This is a genomic window from Olsenella sp. oral taxon 809 str. F0356, assembly GCF_000233535.1.
GTDB lineage: Bacteria > Actinomycetota > Coriobacteriia > Coriobacteriales > Atopobiaceae > Olsenella_I > Olsenella_I phocaeensis.
In genome coordinates this window covers 1,832,959-1,848,218 of the sequence record NZ_JH376563.1, presented here as the reverse complement: position 1 = coordinate 1,848,218, position 15,260 = coordinate 1,832,959, and the positions used below count along the sequence as shown (strand labels likewise).

The 15,260-nt window shown below is 68.6% G+C and carries 14 protein-coding genes, 4 tRNA genes and 1 other RNA gene; 16 read left to right on the top strand and 3 right to left on the bottom strand.

Annotation, left to right across the window (positions count from 1 at the left end; translation table 11 throughout):
• The 11 genes from HMPREF1008_RS08345 to HMPREF1008_RS08300 all read left to right on the top strand — a co-directional run.
• On the top strand, positions 1-1,245 hold a 1,245-nt coding region (locus HMPREF1008_RS08345; protein WP_009279423.1), incomplete at its 5' end, for a cell division protein FtsQ/DivIB.
• A gap of 386 nt (positions 1,246-1,631) precedes the next feature.
• Positions 1,632-2,762 (top strand): cell division protein FtsZ, encoded by a 1,131-nt coding sequence (ftsZ, locus tag HMPREF1008_RS08340; protein ID WP_009279422.1) that lies wholly within the window; start codon positions 1,632-1,634, stop codon positions 2,760-2,762.
• Positions 2,763-2,764: 2 nt separating this feature from the next.
• Entirely contained in the window at positions 2,765-3,568 is an 804-nt protein-coding gene (locus HMPREF1008_RS08335; protein WP_009279421.1) for a polyphenol oxidase family protein, read from the top strand.
• Between the two features lie 90 nt (positions 3,569-3,658).
• Entirely contained in the window at positions 3,659-4,402 is a 744-nt protein-coding gene (locus HMPREF1008_RS08330) for a YggS family pyridoxal phosphate-dependent enzyme (RefSeq protein WP_009279420.1), read from the top strand.
• A gap of 69 nt (positions 4,403-4,471) precedes the next feature.
• The gene (gene sepF / locus HMPREF1008_RS08325) at positions 4,472-5,182 is read left to right on the top strand and encodes a cell division protein SepF (RefSeq protein WP_009279419.1); all 711 of its coding nucleotides are present in this window, start codon (positions 4,472-4,474) and stop codon (positions 5,180-5,182) included.
• A 3-nt stretch (positions 5,183-5,185) separates the two neighbouring features.
• Positions 5,186-6,001 carry a pyrroline-5-carboxylate reductase gene (gene proC, locus HMPREF1008_RS08320; protein ID WP_009279418.1) on the top strand — a complete coding sequence of 272 codons (816 nt, stop codon included), beginning with the start codon at positions 5,186-5,188 and terminating at the stop codon, positions 5,999-6,001.
• Positions 5,998-6,240: a YggT family protein gene (locus tag HMPREF1008_RS08315; RefSeq protein WP_009279417.1), complete on the top strand. Its 243-nt coding sequence runs from the start codon at positions 5,998-6,000 to the stop codon at positions 6,238-6,240. Before proC ends, HMPREF1008_RS08315 begins: the two co-directional genes overlap by 4 nt.
• A 96-nt stretch (positions 6,241-6,336) precedes the next feature.
• On the top strand, positions 6,337-7,011 hold the full coding sequence (locus tag HMPREF1008_RS08310) for a DivIVA domain-containing protein (protein WP_009279416.1): 675 nt from the start codon (positions 6,337-6,339) through the stop codon (positions 7,009-7,011).
• Positions 7,012-7,111: 100 nt separating this feature from the next.
• Positions 7,112-7,465, top strand: an RNA gene (gene rnpB, locus HMPREF1008_RS10055) — RNase P RNA component class A.
• A 35-nt stretch (positions 7,466-7,500) separates the two neighbouring features.
• The gene (locus HMPREF1008_RS08305; protein ID WP_009279415.1) at positions 7,501-8,148 is read left to right on the top strand and encodes a YigZ family protein; all 648 of its coding nucleotides are present in this window, start codon (positions 7,501-7,503) and stop codon (positions 8,146-8,148) included.
• 91 nt (positions 8,149-8,239) lie between these two features.
• The gene (locus HMPREF1008_RS08300) at positions 8,240-8,611 is read left to right on the top strand and encodes a VOC family protein (RefSeq protein WP_009279414.1); all 372 of its coding nucleotides are present in this window, start codon (positions 8,240-8,242) and stop codon (positions 8,609-8,611) included.
• Positions 8,612-8,764: 153 nt separating this feature from the next.
• On the opposite strand, the gene HMPREF1008_RS08295 is transcribed toward HMPREF1008_RS08300, so the two are convergent.
• The 3 genes from HMPREF1008_RS08295 to HMPREF1008_RS08285 all read right to left on the bottom strand — a co-directional run bounded on the left by HMPREF1008_RS08295 (position 8,765) and on the right by HMPREF1008_RS08285 (position 12,591).
• Complete coding sequence (locus HMPREF1008_RS08295) at positions 8,765-10,231, bottom strand: aminopeptidase C (protein ID WP_009279413.1); 1,467 nt, start codon at positions 10,229-10,231, stop codon at positions 8,765-8,767.
• Positions 10,232-10,314: 83 nt separating this feature from the next.
• A complete protein-coding gene (locus HMPREF1008_RS08290) occupies positions 10,315-11,667 on the bottom strand; it encodes an aminopeptidase C (RefSeq protein WP_009279412.1) in 1,353 nt (450 codons plus the stop codon).
• Positions 11,668-11,757: 90 nt separating this feature from the next.
• Entirely contained in the window at positions 11,758-12,591 is an 834-nt protein-coding gene (locus tag HMPREF1008_RS08285) for a hypothetical protein (RefSeq protein WP_009279411.1), read from the bottom strand.
• Positions 12,592-12,736: 145 nt separating this feature from the next.
• Here HMPREF1008_RS08285 and HMPREF1008_RS08280 point away from each other — a divergent pair, with 145 nt between their 5' ends.
• The 5 genes from HMPREF1008_RS08280 to HMPREF1008_RS08260 all read left to right on the top strand — a co-directional run bounded on the left by HMPREF1008_RS08280 (position 12,737) and on the right by HMPREF1008_RS08260 (position 15,101).
• Positions 12,737-14,128, top strand: coding sequence for a CCA tRNA nucleotidyltransferase (locus HMPREF1008_RS08280; protein ID WP_009279410.1), 1,392 nt, complete (start codon positions 12,737-12,739; stop codon positions 14,126-14,128).
• A 214-nt stretch (positions 14,129-14,342) separates the two neighbouring features.
• Positions 14,343-14,416 (top strand) — tRNA-Gln (locus HMPREF1008_RS08275).
• Positions 14,417-14,431: 15 nt separating this feature from the next.
• Positions 14,432-14,508 (top strand) — tRNA-Glu (locus HMPREF1008_RS08270).
• Positions 14,509-14,935: 427 nt separating this feature from the next.
• Positions 14,936-15,009 (top strand) — tRNA-Gln (locus HMPREF1008_RS08265).
• A gap of 15 nt (positions 15,010-15,024) precedes the next feature.
• Positions 15,025-15,101: transfer RNA gene (locus HMPREF1008_RS08260), tRNA-Glu, on the top strand.
• Positions 15,102-15,260 lie beyond the last annotated feature (159 nt).

Below are 15,260 nucleotides of genomic sequence, written 5' to 3'. Positions count from 1 at the left end.
AGGCCCGGCCGCACGAGTCGGCCCGGCGTGCCCTCGCCTTCCCGCATCACCGCCGCTCCCAGGCCCTCGCGCAGGTTCGGCACCGCCCCCGCCACCCGCCCGTCGTCCCCCTTGCGGCGCGACGGTGCCGCGCGAGACGCCGCGTCCCCCAGGCGCCAGGCGGCCGAGGGCGGCGCGTCGCCCGTCTCCCGGGAGGCCTCCGTGGGGTCGCATGACGTGGCGCGCCGCCTCATCGTGGGCGGCATCGCCGTGGCGGCCCTGCTCCTCGTCGCGCTCGTGGGCTTCCTCGTGCTCTCGTACACGCCCGCATTCACCATCGGCTCCGTCGAGGCGGACCCCACGGAGCACATGGACTCCGCCACCATCGTGCGGCTCGCCAACGTGCGGCAGGGGAGCACCCTCCTCAACTTCGACGAGTCGGGGATCAGGTCGGCGCTCAAGAGGAACCCCTGGGTGCAGGACGTGAGCTTCGTGAGGGAGTTCCCCGGCACGCTCAGGCTCGTGGTCACCGAGCGCAAGGTCGACTGCATCGTGGTCATGAGCGCGGGCAACGTCGCCTGGTGCATGGGGGGCGACGGCAGCTGGATCGAGCCCCTGCCGCTCTCCGTCGCCGAGGGGCAGTCCGCCAACGAGGTCGCCCTCGCCAAGGCCCAGGAGATGGGCGCCCTGCTCATCACCGACGTCCCTGCCAGCGTGAGCCCCGTGGCGGGCTCGGCCTCCACGGACGACACCATCCTGGCGGTCATGAGCTACCGCAAGACCTTCTCGGACGCCCTCTCCTCCCAGGTCGTGAGCTACAAGGCCGATGCCGTCGAGAGCATCTCGTGCGTCCTCAAGAGCGGGGTCGAGATCTCGCTCGGGTCGCCGCGCGACATAGAGAGCAAGGAGTCGGTCATCAACTCCATCCTGCAGAAGTACGAGGGCAGGCTGACCTACATCAACGTGCGCGTCTATGGCAGCCCCAGCTACCGCATGGTCGACTCGGACAAGGTCCAGGCGGGAAGCGGCACGGCGGGCGGCGACTACGCCTCGACCACGTCGTCGAGCGGCGGGAGCCAGGCCACAACGTCGCAGCAGGGCTCCGGGTCGGATCAGTCCGAAGCCACGGGCCAGGCCGTGACGGACGGCACCTCGGACGGCACGGGGCAGGACGGCTCCTCCGCGGACGGTTCCGGCGACGGCCAGGACTCCGGCAGCCAGAGCGCCGACGCCACCTCGGAGTCCGGCTCCCAGGTCGGGGAGTAGGCCGAGGCTTCCGCTTCTCCCAGGACAGTGCGATCCCTAACCCTCGAGTAGCGCCTCAGGGATGAGAAGCAGCTCTTTATGGGCATTGAGCTGCAGGTTTCACATTTTGAACAAAAGTGTTGACGGCAGTCGCGGAAATGTGCAAATATACCGCGCTTCGGACGAGGCATAGGGTTCTACCTGAGGTTTAGGGTTTCTCTCACCTCGTCGGGGCCAGACCGTCGCAAGCCCAGGCACCACCGAGCGAGAGTCGAAGCATGAAGACGAAGCGCCATTCGCAGCAGTTTGTGAAGCACGGTACCGCATTGCAGTCCACCACCGGTGGAGCGGCACCCGAACGGGAAACGGCAGACGCTCCCCGGACCGTCGCCAAGCGAGGAGGAACCATGATCGACACTGACATTCCCAGCAACTACCTTGCCGTCATCAAGGTGGTCGGCGTGGGCGGCGGTGGCACCAACGCCGTGAACCGCATGATCGAGGAGGGGATCCGCGGCGTCGAGTTCGTGGCCATCAACACCGACGCGCAGGCGCTCGCCATCTCCGACGCCGACATCAAGGTGCACATCGGCCAGGACATCACCCGCGGCCTGGGCGCCGGCGCCAACCCCGAGGTGGGCGCAGAGGCGGCCGAGGACTCCCATGACGAGATTAAGCAGGCGCTCGCCGGGGCCGACATGGTCTTCATCACGGCCGGCGAGGGCGGCGGCACCGGCACCGGGGCCGCGCCCGTGGTCGCCGACATCGCCAAGAACGACGTGGGCGCCCTGACCGTAGGCGTCGTCACCAAGCCCTTCACCTTCGAGGGTCGTCCCCGCACCAACCGCGCGGCCGACGGCATCAAGACCCTCTCCGAGAGCGTCGACGCCCTCATCGTGATCCCCAACGACCGCCTGCTCGACCTCAGCGAGAAGAAGACCAGCTTCATCGAGGCCTTCCGCATGGCGGATGACGTCCTGTGCCAGGGCACCCAGGGCATCACCGACCTCATCACCGTCCCCGGCCTGATCAACCTCGACTTCGCCGACGTCTGCACCATCATGCGCGGCGCCGGCACCGCCATGATGGGCGTGGGCCTCGCCTCCGGCGACAACCGCGCCACCGACGCGGCCGAGGAGGCCATCTCGAGCCGCCTGCTCGAGAGCTCCATCGACGGCGCCACCCGCGTCCTGCTCTCCATCGCCGGCAACAAGGACCTCGGCATCCAGGAGATCAACGACGCCGCCGACGTGGTCGCCAAGAACGTCGACCCCGAGGCCAACATCATCTTCGGCACCGTCGTGGACGAGTCCCTGGGCGACCAGGTGCGCGTGACCGTCATCGCCACCGGCTTCAACGACAACAACGTCCAGCAGTCCATCCCCACGCTGACCGTGGACCGCGGTCGCGGCAGCAGCCGCTCCGGCCGCAAGTCGGCCCCCGCGCCCGCTCCCGCGCAGCGCCAGTCCGGCTCCGCCGCCAGCTCCAACGACAAGGAGTTCGACATTCCCGAGTTCCTGAAGCACAGCCGCCTCTAGCGATGCGGCTGCCCCGGCTTGACAGGTACGTCTCGCAGGGCGTGACCCTTCTCGGCGACCTCGGTCGTCCGGGCGGGGTCACCTTCGCTTTCAGCGAGCGGGCGGGCGGCTGCTCCACGGGGGAGTTCCAGGGTCTCAACCTGGGCGACCGCTGCGGGGACGACCCCGCGGCCGTCGCCCGCAACCGCTCGCTCGCCCTCGCGGCCCTGGGCGCCGGAGGTCTCGAGGCGCGCCTCGTCAACCCCTGGCAGGTGCACGGCGACCGCGTGGTGGAGGTCCTCTCGCCCGACGAGGCCTCCGTGGCCCGCGCCCAGGCGCAGGCCCAAGAGGGGGCGGACGCCGTCGTGTGCGTCGCCCCGGGGGTCCCCGTCCTCCTCTGCTTCGCGGACTGCGTCCCCGTGGTGCTCGCCTGCGAGGGCGGCTTCGCGGTGGTCCACTCGGGCTGGCGCGGGACCGTCGCCCGCGTGGCGGGGCGGGCCCTGGACTCGCTGCTCGCCGCCAGCGGGTGCGACGCCTCCGAGGTGCGGGCCTACGTGGGACCCCACATCGCGGGCGAGGACTACGAGGTCTCGCCCGAGCTGCTGGCACGCTTTTCGGGCGAGTTCGGCCCTGCGGTCGCGCTCCCCGGCAACCACCTCGACCTGGCGCGCGCCGTGGTGCAGACCCTGGTCGAGCGTGGGATGGGGGAGGACATGGTCCTCGACTGCGGCGTGTCCACGCCCCGCTCGACCGACCGCTTCTACTCGTACCGGGCGGAAGGCGGCCGTTGCGGGAGGCACGGCGCCCTGGCGGTCCTGGGCGTCTAGCAAGGGCGCGGGGACGCTCCGCGTCGTCCCCTCGGGTCGGCGCGTGAGGAGACAGTCGAGGCCCGCGGCAGGCGGGCGGAAGGGGGAAACGTGGACGAGGAGGGGCGCAGGAGCTATCTCGGCTTCCTCGAATCCAGGAGGGAGAGGATCATCCGCCTGATCGCGGAGGCGGCCGCCCGCGCGGGCAGGGACGCCGGCGAGGTCACCCTGCTCGCCGTCTCCAAGACCGTGGGCGTCGAGGAGGTGGCGCTCGCCTGGGAGGCGGGGTATCGCGCCTTCGGGGAGAACCGCCCGCAGGAGCTTGGGCGCAAGCTCCAGGGCGTCGCGGCCCTGCCCCAGATGGCAGGCGTGCGCTTCGACATGATAGGCAACCTCCAGACCAACAAGATCAACCAGGTCATAGGCAGGGTGGAACTCGTGCACTCCATCTCGTCCCCGCACCTCGCCGAGGCGGTGTCGCGGCGCTCGGAGGCACGTGGGATCGTCACGCGGGCGCTCGTGGAGGTGAACGTCTCGGGGGAGGAGTCCAAGTCCGGGCTTTCCCCCGACGACGCGCGCGCCTCCCTCGACGACCTCCTCGCCCTGCCCGGCATCTCGCTCGAGGGGCTCATGACCATGGCCCCCGCGAACGACGCGGACGCGGCCCGGAGGGCCTTCTCCGGGCTCCGTGAGCTCCGCGACGACCTGCGCCTGCGCTCGGGCCGCGAGCTCGCCGTCCTTTCTTGCGGAATGAGTGATGATTTCCAGATCGCGGTGGAGGAGGGTTCCACCCTGGTTAGGCTTGGTAGAACCGTTTTCGACCCCAGCCACGAGCCGGCCTTGGCCACGAGCTGAAACAGACCACAGACGAGACACGCGGACATAGGCGGGACCAGGGGTCCCAGCCAGGAAGGCGGTAAGGACATGGGCTTCCTCGACAACCTCAGGGACAAGCTTCGCCCACAGGACAGCGACTACTACGACGACGAGTACTACGACGACGAGGACGTCGCCGAGCCCCGCCGCCCCGAGGCCGACACCTCCGGCGTCCTGGGCAACACCCGCCGCCCCGAGGCCGAGAGCGTGTCGGTCTACACTCGCTCCGGGCGTCCCGTGGGCGACAACGCCGGCAGCTCCTCCTCCGCCTATGGCAGCGGCTATCGCCCCGGCTACGCTCCCAACGAGTACGCCCGCCCCGCGGCGCCTGCGCGCGACTACGGCTACGACGACGGCGCCACTGCCTCCATGCCCCAGCAGCAGGGCGGCTACGCCAGCCGCGAGTCTGTCCTGGGCAACACCACCAACGGCCACTCTCCCGTGGACATCGGCCTCAAGGCGATTCCCCGCCCCAGCTCGGGACAGCTTCCCCCCTACGTGCTGAAGCCCGTCTCGTACGACGACGTCCAGATGGTCGTCCGTCGCGTCCGCACCAGCCAGCCCGTGGTGCTGGTCTTCAAGAACACCAACATCGAGACCGCCAAGCGCATCCTCGACTTCTGCTTCGGCCTCGCCTGCGGCATCGGCAGCCAGGTGGACGAGCTGGGCGACCGCGTCTTCGTGGTCATGCCCCAGGGCATCGAGCTGAGCGAGTCCGACATCGACAAGCTCGTCGCCGACGGCACCTTGGCCAGGTAGCGCATGGCACTCCGTGACGCACGCATAGCGGTCGTCGGCGCGGGCGCCATGGGCGGCGCCATCGCGCGCGGGCTCGTCGAGTCCGGCGCGGTCCCCGCCCCCCAGGTCCTCGCCTGCGACCACTCCGCCTCCAAGCTGGAGCCGCTCGCCGCGCTGGGCGCCGTCTGCCGCCAGGACGCGGCGGAGCTCCTCTCGCTCGGTTTCGACCTGGCCGTCCTGGCCGTGAAGCCCCAGGTGCTCCCTGCAGTGCTCAAGGAGCTCGAGCCCCTGCTCGCGGGTCATGCGGTGGTCTCCATCGCGGCGGGGGTCGCGCTCGACGCCCTCGAGACGGCGCTCCCCGGCTCGCGCGTGCTGCGCGCCATGCCCAACCTGCCGGTGCAGGCGCTCTCGGGGGCGACGGCGCTCTGCGCGGGCGACGGCTGCACGCGGGAGGACGTCGGGCTGGTGCGTGACGCCTTCGCCGCCCTGGGCGTCTGCGAGCTCATGCGAGAGGACCAGCTCGACGTGGCGGGCGCGGTCTCCGGCTGCGGTCCGGCCTACTTCGCCCTGATCGTCGACCAGCTCGTCCGCGCGGGCGTCGAGAGGGGGCTGGCCGCCGGCGCCTGCCGCAGGATGGTGCTCTCCACCATGCGCGGGACGGCCTGCCAGCTCCTGGACTCCGGCGAGCACCCCAGGGCCTACATGGAGCGCGTCACCTCTCCCGGTGGCACCACCGCGGCGGGGCTCAAGGCCATGGAGACCCAGTCCTTCTGGGCGACCTCGGAGGCCGTCGAGGCGGCGCTCGGGCGCAACGCCGAGTTGGCGGGAGGCAAGGCATGATACACGTCCTGATCGGCAGGCTCCTCTACGCCTACCAGACGCTGATCGTGGTGGAGGTCGTGCTCTCGTGGCTGCGCATGACCCAGATCCCGCTCGTGGAGGACTTCTACCAGGCGCTCGCTACCATCGTCGAGCCCTACCTGGGACTGTTCAGGAGGTTCCTGCCCCCCGTGGGCGGGGTGGACTTCTCTCCCATCCTTGCGCTGGTGGTCCTCCAGCTGGCGCAGCGCATCATCTGAGGTGGGGAGCGGCAAGGCAAGCGACGCGCGGGGTACAATCAACAGAAGCGGTAGCCCGCGCGATGACGTAGCAAAGGACGTTCGAAGGGGAACAAGATGGCTATCACTCCGGCTGACATCGAGCAGATGACCTTTTCCGAGGCCAAGAAGCACGGCTACAACACCGAGGAGGTCGACGCCTTCCTCGACCAGCTCTCGGGCGAGGTCGACGCCATGCTCCAGAAGATCGCGGACCTCAAGGGTCGCCTGAACAACTCCGAGCAGCAGCTCGCCGCCGCGCAGGCGCAGGTCGCCCAGCTCAAGGAGCAGAGCACGAGCGCCGCGGCCCCCGAGCCCGTCGTCGTCACCGCAACAGCTCCCGCCAGCGACTACAGCGCGTCCGAGAGGCAGATCTCGCAGGTGCTCATCGTCGCCCAGCAGAGTGCCGACAAGCTGGTCGCGGACGCCCGCGCCAACGCGGACAACATCCGCAACGAGGCCGACCAGAAGGCCCGCGAGGTCATCCGCCAGGCCTTGGCCGAGAAGCAGAACGAGCTGGACGAGATCGACCGCCTGAAGCAGTCTCGCGAGGACTTCCGCAGCGAGTACAAGAAGATGCTCCAGCACTTCATGGACGACGCCGACAGCGTCTTCCCCAACCAGGCCCTGGGCACCCCCAACGGCTCTGCCGCCCGTAGCGACTCCTACGTGGCGCCCGCGCCGGCCGCCAGCGCCGAGGCTACCACCTTCGCTCCCGTCGCCGCCGACACCGACTTCAGCGACCTGGACTAGTCCGGACGATCCAGAACGAGGCGTGCCTTGCGTGGGGAGGTCGTCGCATCCGCGGCGGCCTCCCCTCATGTCGGGGCAGGCGTGCTACAATCGACGGCGCGGAGTGGGCCAGACAATCGCGGGGGCGGAGACGCCCATGAGGAAAGTCCGGGCTCCACAGGGCAGGAAGCAGGCTAACGGCCTGGCGGGGTGACCCGACGGAAAGCGCCGCAGAAAAGAAGACTCCCGCTGCCCGCCTCGGCGGGTGAGAGAAAAGCTGAAACGGTGGTGTAAGAGACCACCAGCGTCGTGGCAACACGGCGGCTTGGCAAGCCCCTTCCGGAGCAAACGCAAATAGGAGCGCCATGGTGTGGCCCGCACCGCGCTCGGGTTGCGCGCTAGAGGCCGTCGGTGACGGCGGTCGTAGATAAATGATTGTCCACGACAGAACCCGGCTCACAGGCCCACTTCGCATCTCTTCTCACAAGGACCTTTGGAGAGGGACGGACCATGCTTCCTGGACAGACGGGATTCCTCACTCTTGCGGACGGCTTCGAGGCCCAGGCGGAGGTCGAGGACCGTCGCAGCCGCTTCATCGCCCAGCTGAGGCACGTGGACGGCGAGGCGGACGCCATGCGCTTCGTGGACGAGGTGCGCGCCAGGCACCATGACGCTCGCCACAACGTCCCTGCCTGGGTGCTCTCGGACGGGCGCGAGCGCTGTTCGGACGACGGGGAGCCGCAGCGCACCTCCGGCATGCCCGTCCTCGAGGTGCTTCGCTCGTCGGGACTTGCCGACGTCTGCTGCGTGGTGACGCGCTACTTTGGCGGCACGCTCCTGGGGCCAGGCGGGCTCGTGCGCGCCTACTCCGCTGCGGCACAGGCGGCGGTGGACGTCGCCCGAGGAGAGGGCAAACTCGTGAGCATGCAGCTCGTGACCAGGCTCACCTGCAGCGTCCCGTACTCCGCCTACGGTCGCGTGGAGCGCCTCCTCACGGACTGCGGCGGCAAGGCGAGGGACACCATCTTCGCCGAGGACGTCCAGATCAACGCCGTCTTCCCCTCCGGTGCGGAAGAGGCGTTCTGCGCCGCCATGCGCGAGCTTGCCAACGGGGAGGAGCTCTGCCTGGTGGGGGAGCCCCACTTCGGCGCGCTCTGAGGAAACGCCCTCGCGTCGTGCGGGTAGGATGGCAGGGACGGTCTCGCGCCGCCGCGGCGTCGCGGGCGACAGGCAACCGAAGGGAAGTCCCATGAACGCAAGGTTCATCCATCGCTGCACCCACGTGCTGGACAAGGAGGCGTCCATCGCCTTCTACGAGAGGGCTCTGGGGCTGCGCGTGTCGCGCGAGAAGGGACCCGAGGACGGGTCATGGTCCAACACCTATCTCGTGGACGACAACACCGGCTTCGAGATCGAGCTCACCTGGAACCGCGGGCGCACCGAGCCGTACGAGAATGGTGGCATGGACACGCATATCGCCTTCGAGGTCGATGACTTCGAGGCGGCGCACGAGCTGCATCGCCAGATGGGCTGCATCCAGAAGGAGAACCCCAAGATGGGCCTCTACTTCATCTGTGACCCCGACGGTCAGCGCATAGAGATTCTTTCCGCCAAGCGCTAGGGGAGAGGGGCGACTTGCCTGAGCGGCGCGACCATGGGCCAGCGTCCGACGAGACCAGGCCCCGGACGCGCTCAGCACGAGCTGCGTCCGGGGCCCGACCAGTGTCACTTCACAGTACCTGTCCCAGCGGGAAGTTGTGGCGCTCGCCTTGGCCTAGTGGAGCCTGCGGGCGAAGCCGGAGGTGATGCCGCTCCAGGGGGCGACGTCCTCGACGGGGGTCTCGTCCCACATCTTGAGCAGCTCGTCAGGCACGAACTCGCGCCTGACGTCGACCTCGCCGCCATAGGTGTGGAACCAGTCGGCGGTCATGATGAGGTAGCCGTCCTTGCCCTGCTCCTTGCCCCAGCTGTTCTCGATGCGCCAGGCCTTGGGCTTGCCGTCCTCGTCCAGCTCGACGCCCTGGAAGGTCATGGCGTGGGTGAGGCCGGTCTCGCACATGTCGATCATCTCGTCGCGGCCCATGCCCAGCTCGACGTCGAAGAGCCCCTCGAGGTCCATGCCGTCGGTGGAGAGCACGTACTTGAAGTCGTCCACGTGGCGCGGGAACTCCTGCATGACGTCGCAGGCCATCGAAACGGGCACGCCCGCCTTGAGGCTGTTGACGGCTACCTGGTCCAGGAGCTCGGGCTCGACGTTGAGCACGTGGTGGGGGTCGCCGCCTACGACCGAGTCGGTGAGCGTGAGGTGGTACGCATGGCCGTAGGGTCGGGTCTTGCCCGGCATCGAGACGAGCGAGACGTAGTCGTGCGGGTCGAAGGGCAGGTAGCGCTCAGCGAACTCGAGCGGGGTGATGTCCGGGTCGCGCAGGACGAGCTTCTGCTCCTTGGGACCGTCATTCTCGCCCGCGTCCTTGGGCTCCTCGTCCTTCTGGGGCTCAATGGCCTTGACCTTGCTCGCGTCCGCCTTGTGCCTCTTGCCCACGGTGCAGACGAAGTCGAAGCGCGCGGGCGGCTCGCCGAGGCAGATCGCCAGCATGCGGTACACGCCCGAGAGCATGTCCTCCTTGAGGGCGCGGAGCTCGTCCTCGCCCTTGCCCTCGGCGTGCGCGCGGCGCAGGATGCCGGCGTCGCGGTGCAGCAGGCGCTCCAGCTGGGCGTCCATCTGCGCGGAGCTCTTGGAGCAGGCGGTCTCGGGCATGGCGTCCTTGGGGACGACGCCCCACTTGGCGATGAGGTTCATGGCGAAGTGGTAGTAGCCGCCGTCGCCCATGCCGTCCTCGAGGACGAGCTGGACCTCGCGGGAGTCCGCGGGGAGGCCGGCCGTGGCGATGACGTTCTCGAGCATGGCGTTGGCCTTCTCGAGCTTGTCATAGAACATCCCGTAGGCCTGGCTGAACTCGAAGCTGTCCACGTCCAGGAAGTCCATGGTCGCGTGGCGCGCCACGTTGTATGCGGTGAACATCCAGCAGCGGCCGCTCTGCCTCTGGTTGGTGATGTCGGCCGTCTTGGGCACGCGCACGCCGTAGGTGTCATGGTAGCCGCGCATCACGCTGGTGTCGCGCGCGGCCTGCATGACGTCGGTGGCGGTGACGGCGTTGCGCGCGATGCGGTTGGCGCGGGAGGAGCAAAACTCCTCGTTTTGCCTGGCCGCCCAGTCGCGGCCGATGGCCTTCTCGCTCATCTGCGTTCCTCTCGTTTTCATTTTGGCTGGCGCAAGGGACGGCGCCCGCGGCAGGGTGGCCGCAGGCGCCGAGGGGTGCTGTCCTAACGGGCCAGGGTCCCCATGGGGTCCCAGGGCTCGAGCACGACGGGCTCCATGGTCTCGAGCGCCTGGCGCTGCTCGTCGCTGAGGTACCTCTTGTCGACGACGACCTGGTAGACGTACTCGTCGAACCAGGCGTCGCTCAGGGTGTCGAAGCCGTCGCGGCCGTGGTCCTTGCCCCAGCTGTTCTCGACCTTCCACATCGCAGGCTTGCCGTCCCCGTCCAGGCGCACGCCCTCGAGGACCATGGCGTGGGTCATGACCGACTCGCCGTAGTCGAGGCGCTCCGCCTTGTTCAGCGCGCCCTCGACGGCGAAGCCGAAGAGCTCGTCCACGTCGATGGCGGCGGTGTCCATCATGCCCTCGTCCCTGAGGTAGCTCTGGTCGACGTCGCAGCCAAACCACACGGGCAGGTCGTCCCTGAGCTGGGCGATGGCCGCGCGCTTGAGCTCCTCGGGCTCGAGGTTGAGGTAGAGCACGGTGCCGTCCTCGACCACGTTGCCCAGCCGGCTCACGGTGTAGGTGCGTCCGAAGGGCTTGTCCTTCGTGGGGGCGCTGATGAGCGACACGTAGTCGTCGAGCTCCATGCCCACCGCCTCGGCGAAGAACTCCTGGGGAGTGAAGCTGCCGCTCAGGGCGACCTTGTCGTCCTTGTCGCGCAGGCGCACGTCGAAGCGCGCGGGCGGCTCGCCCAGGCAGGTCACGAGCAGGCGGTAGACGTCTCCCATCATCTGCTTCTTCATCTGGCCGAGGTCGTCGGCGGAGGCTCCGGATGCCGCGGTCTCGCGCAGGCGTTTGGCGCAGCCGCGCAGGTAGCGGGTCAGGTATGCGTCCATCTCGTGCGTGCTCTCGGAGTTGGCGGTCTCGGGCATCGCCTCCTTGGGCACGACGCCGTACTTGCGCACCAGGCTCTTGAACATGTCCCACTGGCCGCCGTCGCCGATGGGGTCGGCCAGGAGCCACGCCATGAGGCGGCCCGAGAGGGGCTCGTCCAGGGTGTCGAGGACGTTCTCGAGGAACCAGTTGCTCTTCTCGAGCTTGTCGAAGAAGAGGGGATAGGCCTGGCTGAGCTCGAAGTCCTTCAGCTTGTACTTCTTTATGGTGCGATAGCGCATGGTGTTGAGGCTCGCGAACATCCAGCAGCGGCCCGAGCGCTTCTGGTTGGTGCGCTCGCCCTGGCTGACCTCGACGTCGAACTGGAGGCTGTTCTGGGCGACGGCCTCGGGATTGCGGGCCGCCTTGCGGACGCCCATGGAGCTGGCGGCGTTCTTCGCCACCACGTTGGCGCGCTCAGAGAGGAACTCCTCGCGTGCGGCGGCGAGGTCCTCAGGGGTGACGCTCTTGATCTGGTCCATGCTTCCCTCCCTGGGGATGGTTGGATTTCTTAACCAGTCGAGGATAGCACGCGGGCCTGCGTGGACGGCTCCCGCGTGGGCCCTACAGGCCTAGGGCACATCCCAACGCTCGCCGCAGTCGTGGCAGAGGAAGTGCCTCACGTAGGTGGGGGACCAACCGTCGTCGTGCAGCCTCTCGCTCTCCAGGAAGGGGTCATACTCCCATCCCTGCTCGGTACCCTCCACTTCGGTGTCGTGCGAGCCGCAGCGGGGGCAGATGCTGCGGTCCCTCTTGTGGGCCTGCCGGGGCGTCCGGCCGACGTTCGCCTGCATCCAGTGGCGGTAGCCCTGCGACTCCGGTGAGGTCTCCGGATGCCTGAGGGACGGGGGCACGCAGGCGTCGAGGCGCTCGCGCAGCTCCTCTCGCTCGCGAGCCTCCGCCTTCTTGCTCCGGTCACCCTGCTCGGCGCGCGCCGCGCCCAGCCTGCCCTCCAGCTCGTCGTAGCGCCTGAGGAGCGACCTCTCGGCGGGGAGGAGCGAGAAGCCCGCCCGCCGGTCGATGCGCGCCTCACTCTCGCGGAGCCTGTCAGAGAGCAGCGCCCCGAGGCAGGTGAGGCCGGTGGTGGCAAGGTAGATGAGGACGTTGCGATAGAAGTGCTCCGACCCCCAGTGCAGGTAAACGAAGGCGAGGATGGCGGGCCAGCCTCCCACCAGGAGCGCGAGCAGGATCCCGAGCGGGCCGACCTTGGACCTGGAGTCCTCGCGCCTCTCTCGCCATTCCCGCGCCCTCTTGAAACCAGAGTCGGCGAGAAGGGCCGAGCGCTCCTGCTCCAGCTCGCCCATGTAGCGCGCGAGCTCCTCGTCCGTGAGATACGAGGTGAGGCATGCCCGGGCCAGCGCCTCGTTTGCCGGAAGCTTCGCCTTCGTCTCCTCCGAGAGCTCCATCGTCCCTACCCCCCCTGGCGCCTGATGCGCCGAACGCTTGTTGGTCACATACGTATGTACCACCACCCCGGGACATCGTTCTTTCCTATAATCCAGCTAACCGCCTCGTATGCCTACCGCCTCGGAACGCTCTGGGAGGGCGCAGATGATCCACGCAGAGGGAGAGATCGCCTACGGCTTGCCCGGCTACTCCCTGCGCGTGCTCGAGGCGCTCGAGGACGCGGGACACGAGACCTGGGTGGTGGGCGGTTGGGTGCGTGACGCGCTGCGCGGCGCCGCCCCCCATGACGTGGACCTCACCACCTCCGCCCGCTGGCAGGAGGTCGAGGGCTGTCTCGCGTCGGCCGGGGTCGAGGTGCACCGCACGGGCATCGCCCATGGCACCGTGACCGCCGTTTGCGAGGGGCACCCCATCGAGGTGACCACCTACCGCGTCGAGGGCGGCTACAGCGACCACCGCCATCCCGACGAGGTGCGCTTCGTGAGGGACGTCCGCGAGGACCTCGCCCGTCGTGACTTCACCATCAACGCCATGGCCTATCACCCCGTCCGCGGGTTGCTCGACCCCTTTGGCGGACGCGCCGACCTGGCGGGCCGCGTGGTGCGTGCGGTGGGGGAGCCCTCCGAGCGCTTCGGTGAGGATGCCCTCAGGGTGCTCCGCGCGGTGCGCTTCGCCTGCCGCCTCGGCTTCGAGGTGGAGGGCCGCACCCAGCGGGCGCTCGTCGCGCACGCGCCGGAGCTGGCGGGCATCGCGAGCGAGCGCATAGGCCTGGAGTTGGCGGGCATCGTGCGCAGCGGCCGCACCGCGTGGGCGCTCGAGCACCAGACGGAGGTCCTCTGCCAGGCGATCCCCGAGCTCGCCCCCATGGCGGGCTTCGACCAGCGCAGCCCCTACCATGCCTTTGACGTGCTCGGGCACACGGCGCACGTCTGTCGCGGGGTGGAGGAGTTCACGGGAGGCAACGCGTCCGACGCGCTCAGGTGGGCCGCGCTCCTGCACGACGTCGCAAAGCCCAGCTGCTACTCGGAGGACGAGGGCGGACGAGGGCACTTCTTCGGCCATCCCAAGCTCGGCGCGCAGATGGCTGAGTCGATCATGAGGAGGCTCGCCCTCCCGGGGGAGCTCGTCTCCGCCACGCGCGCGCTGGTGCGCCTCCACGACCATGTCGTGCGGCCGACGAGCCGCTCCATCAGGCGCACCCTGCTCAAGCTCGAGCGCGCCTGTCCCGATCACGCCAAGCCCCTCGCCTTCGACCTCCTGGACCTCAAGCGCGCGGACGCCGTGGCCAAGGTGCCGGGGGTCGCGGGCTACGCCGCCGAGCTCGACCAGGTGAGCGCCGCCCTGAGGAGGGAGATCGCCTCGGGCAGCGCCTACCGCCTCAAGGACCTCCCCGTGAGCGGTGCCGACGTCATGAGGGTGACGGGCATCCAGCCTGGCCCTGGGGTGGGGCTGATCCTGGCGGAGCTCCTCTCCGCCGTGGTCAACGACGAGCTGCCCAACAGGCGAGAGGTGCTCCTGGGGCAGATCAGGCTCTAGGGGAGGGCGTGAGCCTGCGGGAGGGGCCGCCCGCGCCGGGTGTGGTTGCCCTTGCGAAGGGCGTGCCTGACGCGTTGGCCCTTGTGGGGGACGTGCGGGGCGTGGCGCCTCTCGTGAAGGAATTGTGTCCAAAAAATCCCATCGACTTCTCCTTGCACGGCTTGGTGCGTTCACGTATAGTTCTTTCTCGCACCAAGCGCACATGGCAACCGATTGGGACGTCGTCTAGCGGTAGGACAACGGATTCTGGTTCCGTCAGCGGGAGTTCGATTCTCTCCGTCCCAGCCAAGTGCACCCACATACGGCCCGTTCGTCTAGCGGTTCAGGACGCCGCCCTCTCAAGGCGGAGATCACCAGTTCGAATCTGGTACGGGCTACCAGACACTCCGGGGGTCGGCCAGCGCGCCGGCTCCTTTCCTTTTGTCGCGAGGCCCCGACGCCGTCGCGGCCAGCCCCGTCGGCCAGCCCCGCCGTCGCGAACGGCCAATCCCCCCGCACAAAGGGAGAGGCGGCGGCCTCGTTTCCTGGCGCGGATTCACCCAGCATTCGTCTGAGGGCTCTGCATGTACCGAAAAACTGCGCATTGGATTTCTTTCAGCAGAGTATGACCTGGGCAAACGTCGTTCGTCTCCATAATTCGAAGAAATCGTGCGCAGTTTTTTCGTCGGAATGGCGCGAGCCATCGATATCGTCGCAGGGGGAGGCACACCAATGCGCGCCCAGGCGGCGCTGCCAGAAAGATTTGCAGGCGTCCTTGCGTTTTTGCATGCGTTCGCGTAGACTCTGTTCCTGCACTGAGGCACCGATTGGGACGTCGTCTAGCGGTAGGACAACGGATTCTGGTTCCGTCAGCGGGAGTTCGATTCTCTCCGTCCCAGCCAAGTGCACCCACATACGGCCCGTTCGTCTAGCGGTTCAGGACGCCGCCCTCTCAAGGCGGAGATCACCAGTTCGAATCTGGTACGGGCTACCAGACACCCCGGGGGTCGGCCAGCGCGCCGGCTCCTTTCCTTTTGCCGCGAGGCCCCGACGCCGTCGCGACCAGCCCCGCCGTCGCGAACGGCCAACCCCCGTACAAAGGGCGAGGGGAGTGGCGTGCCACCCGGGCAGACGCCACCTCCCCTCGCAGGCA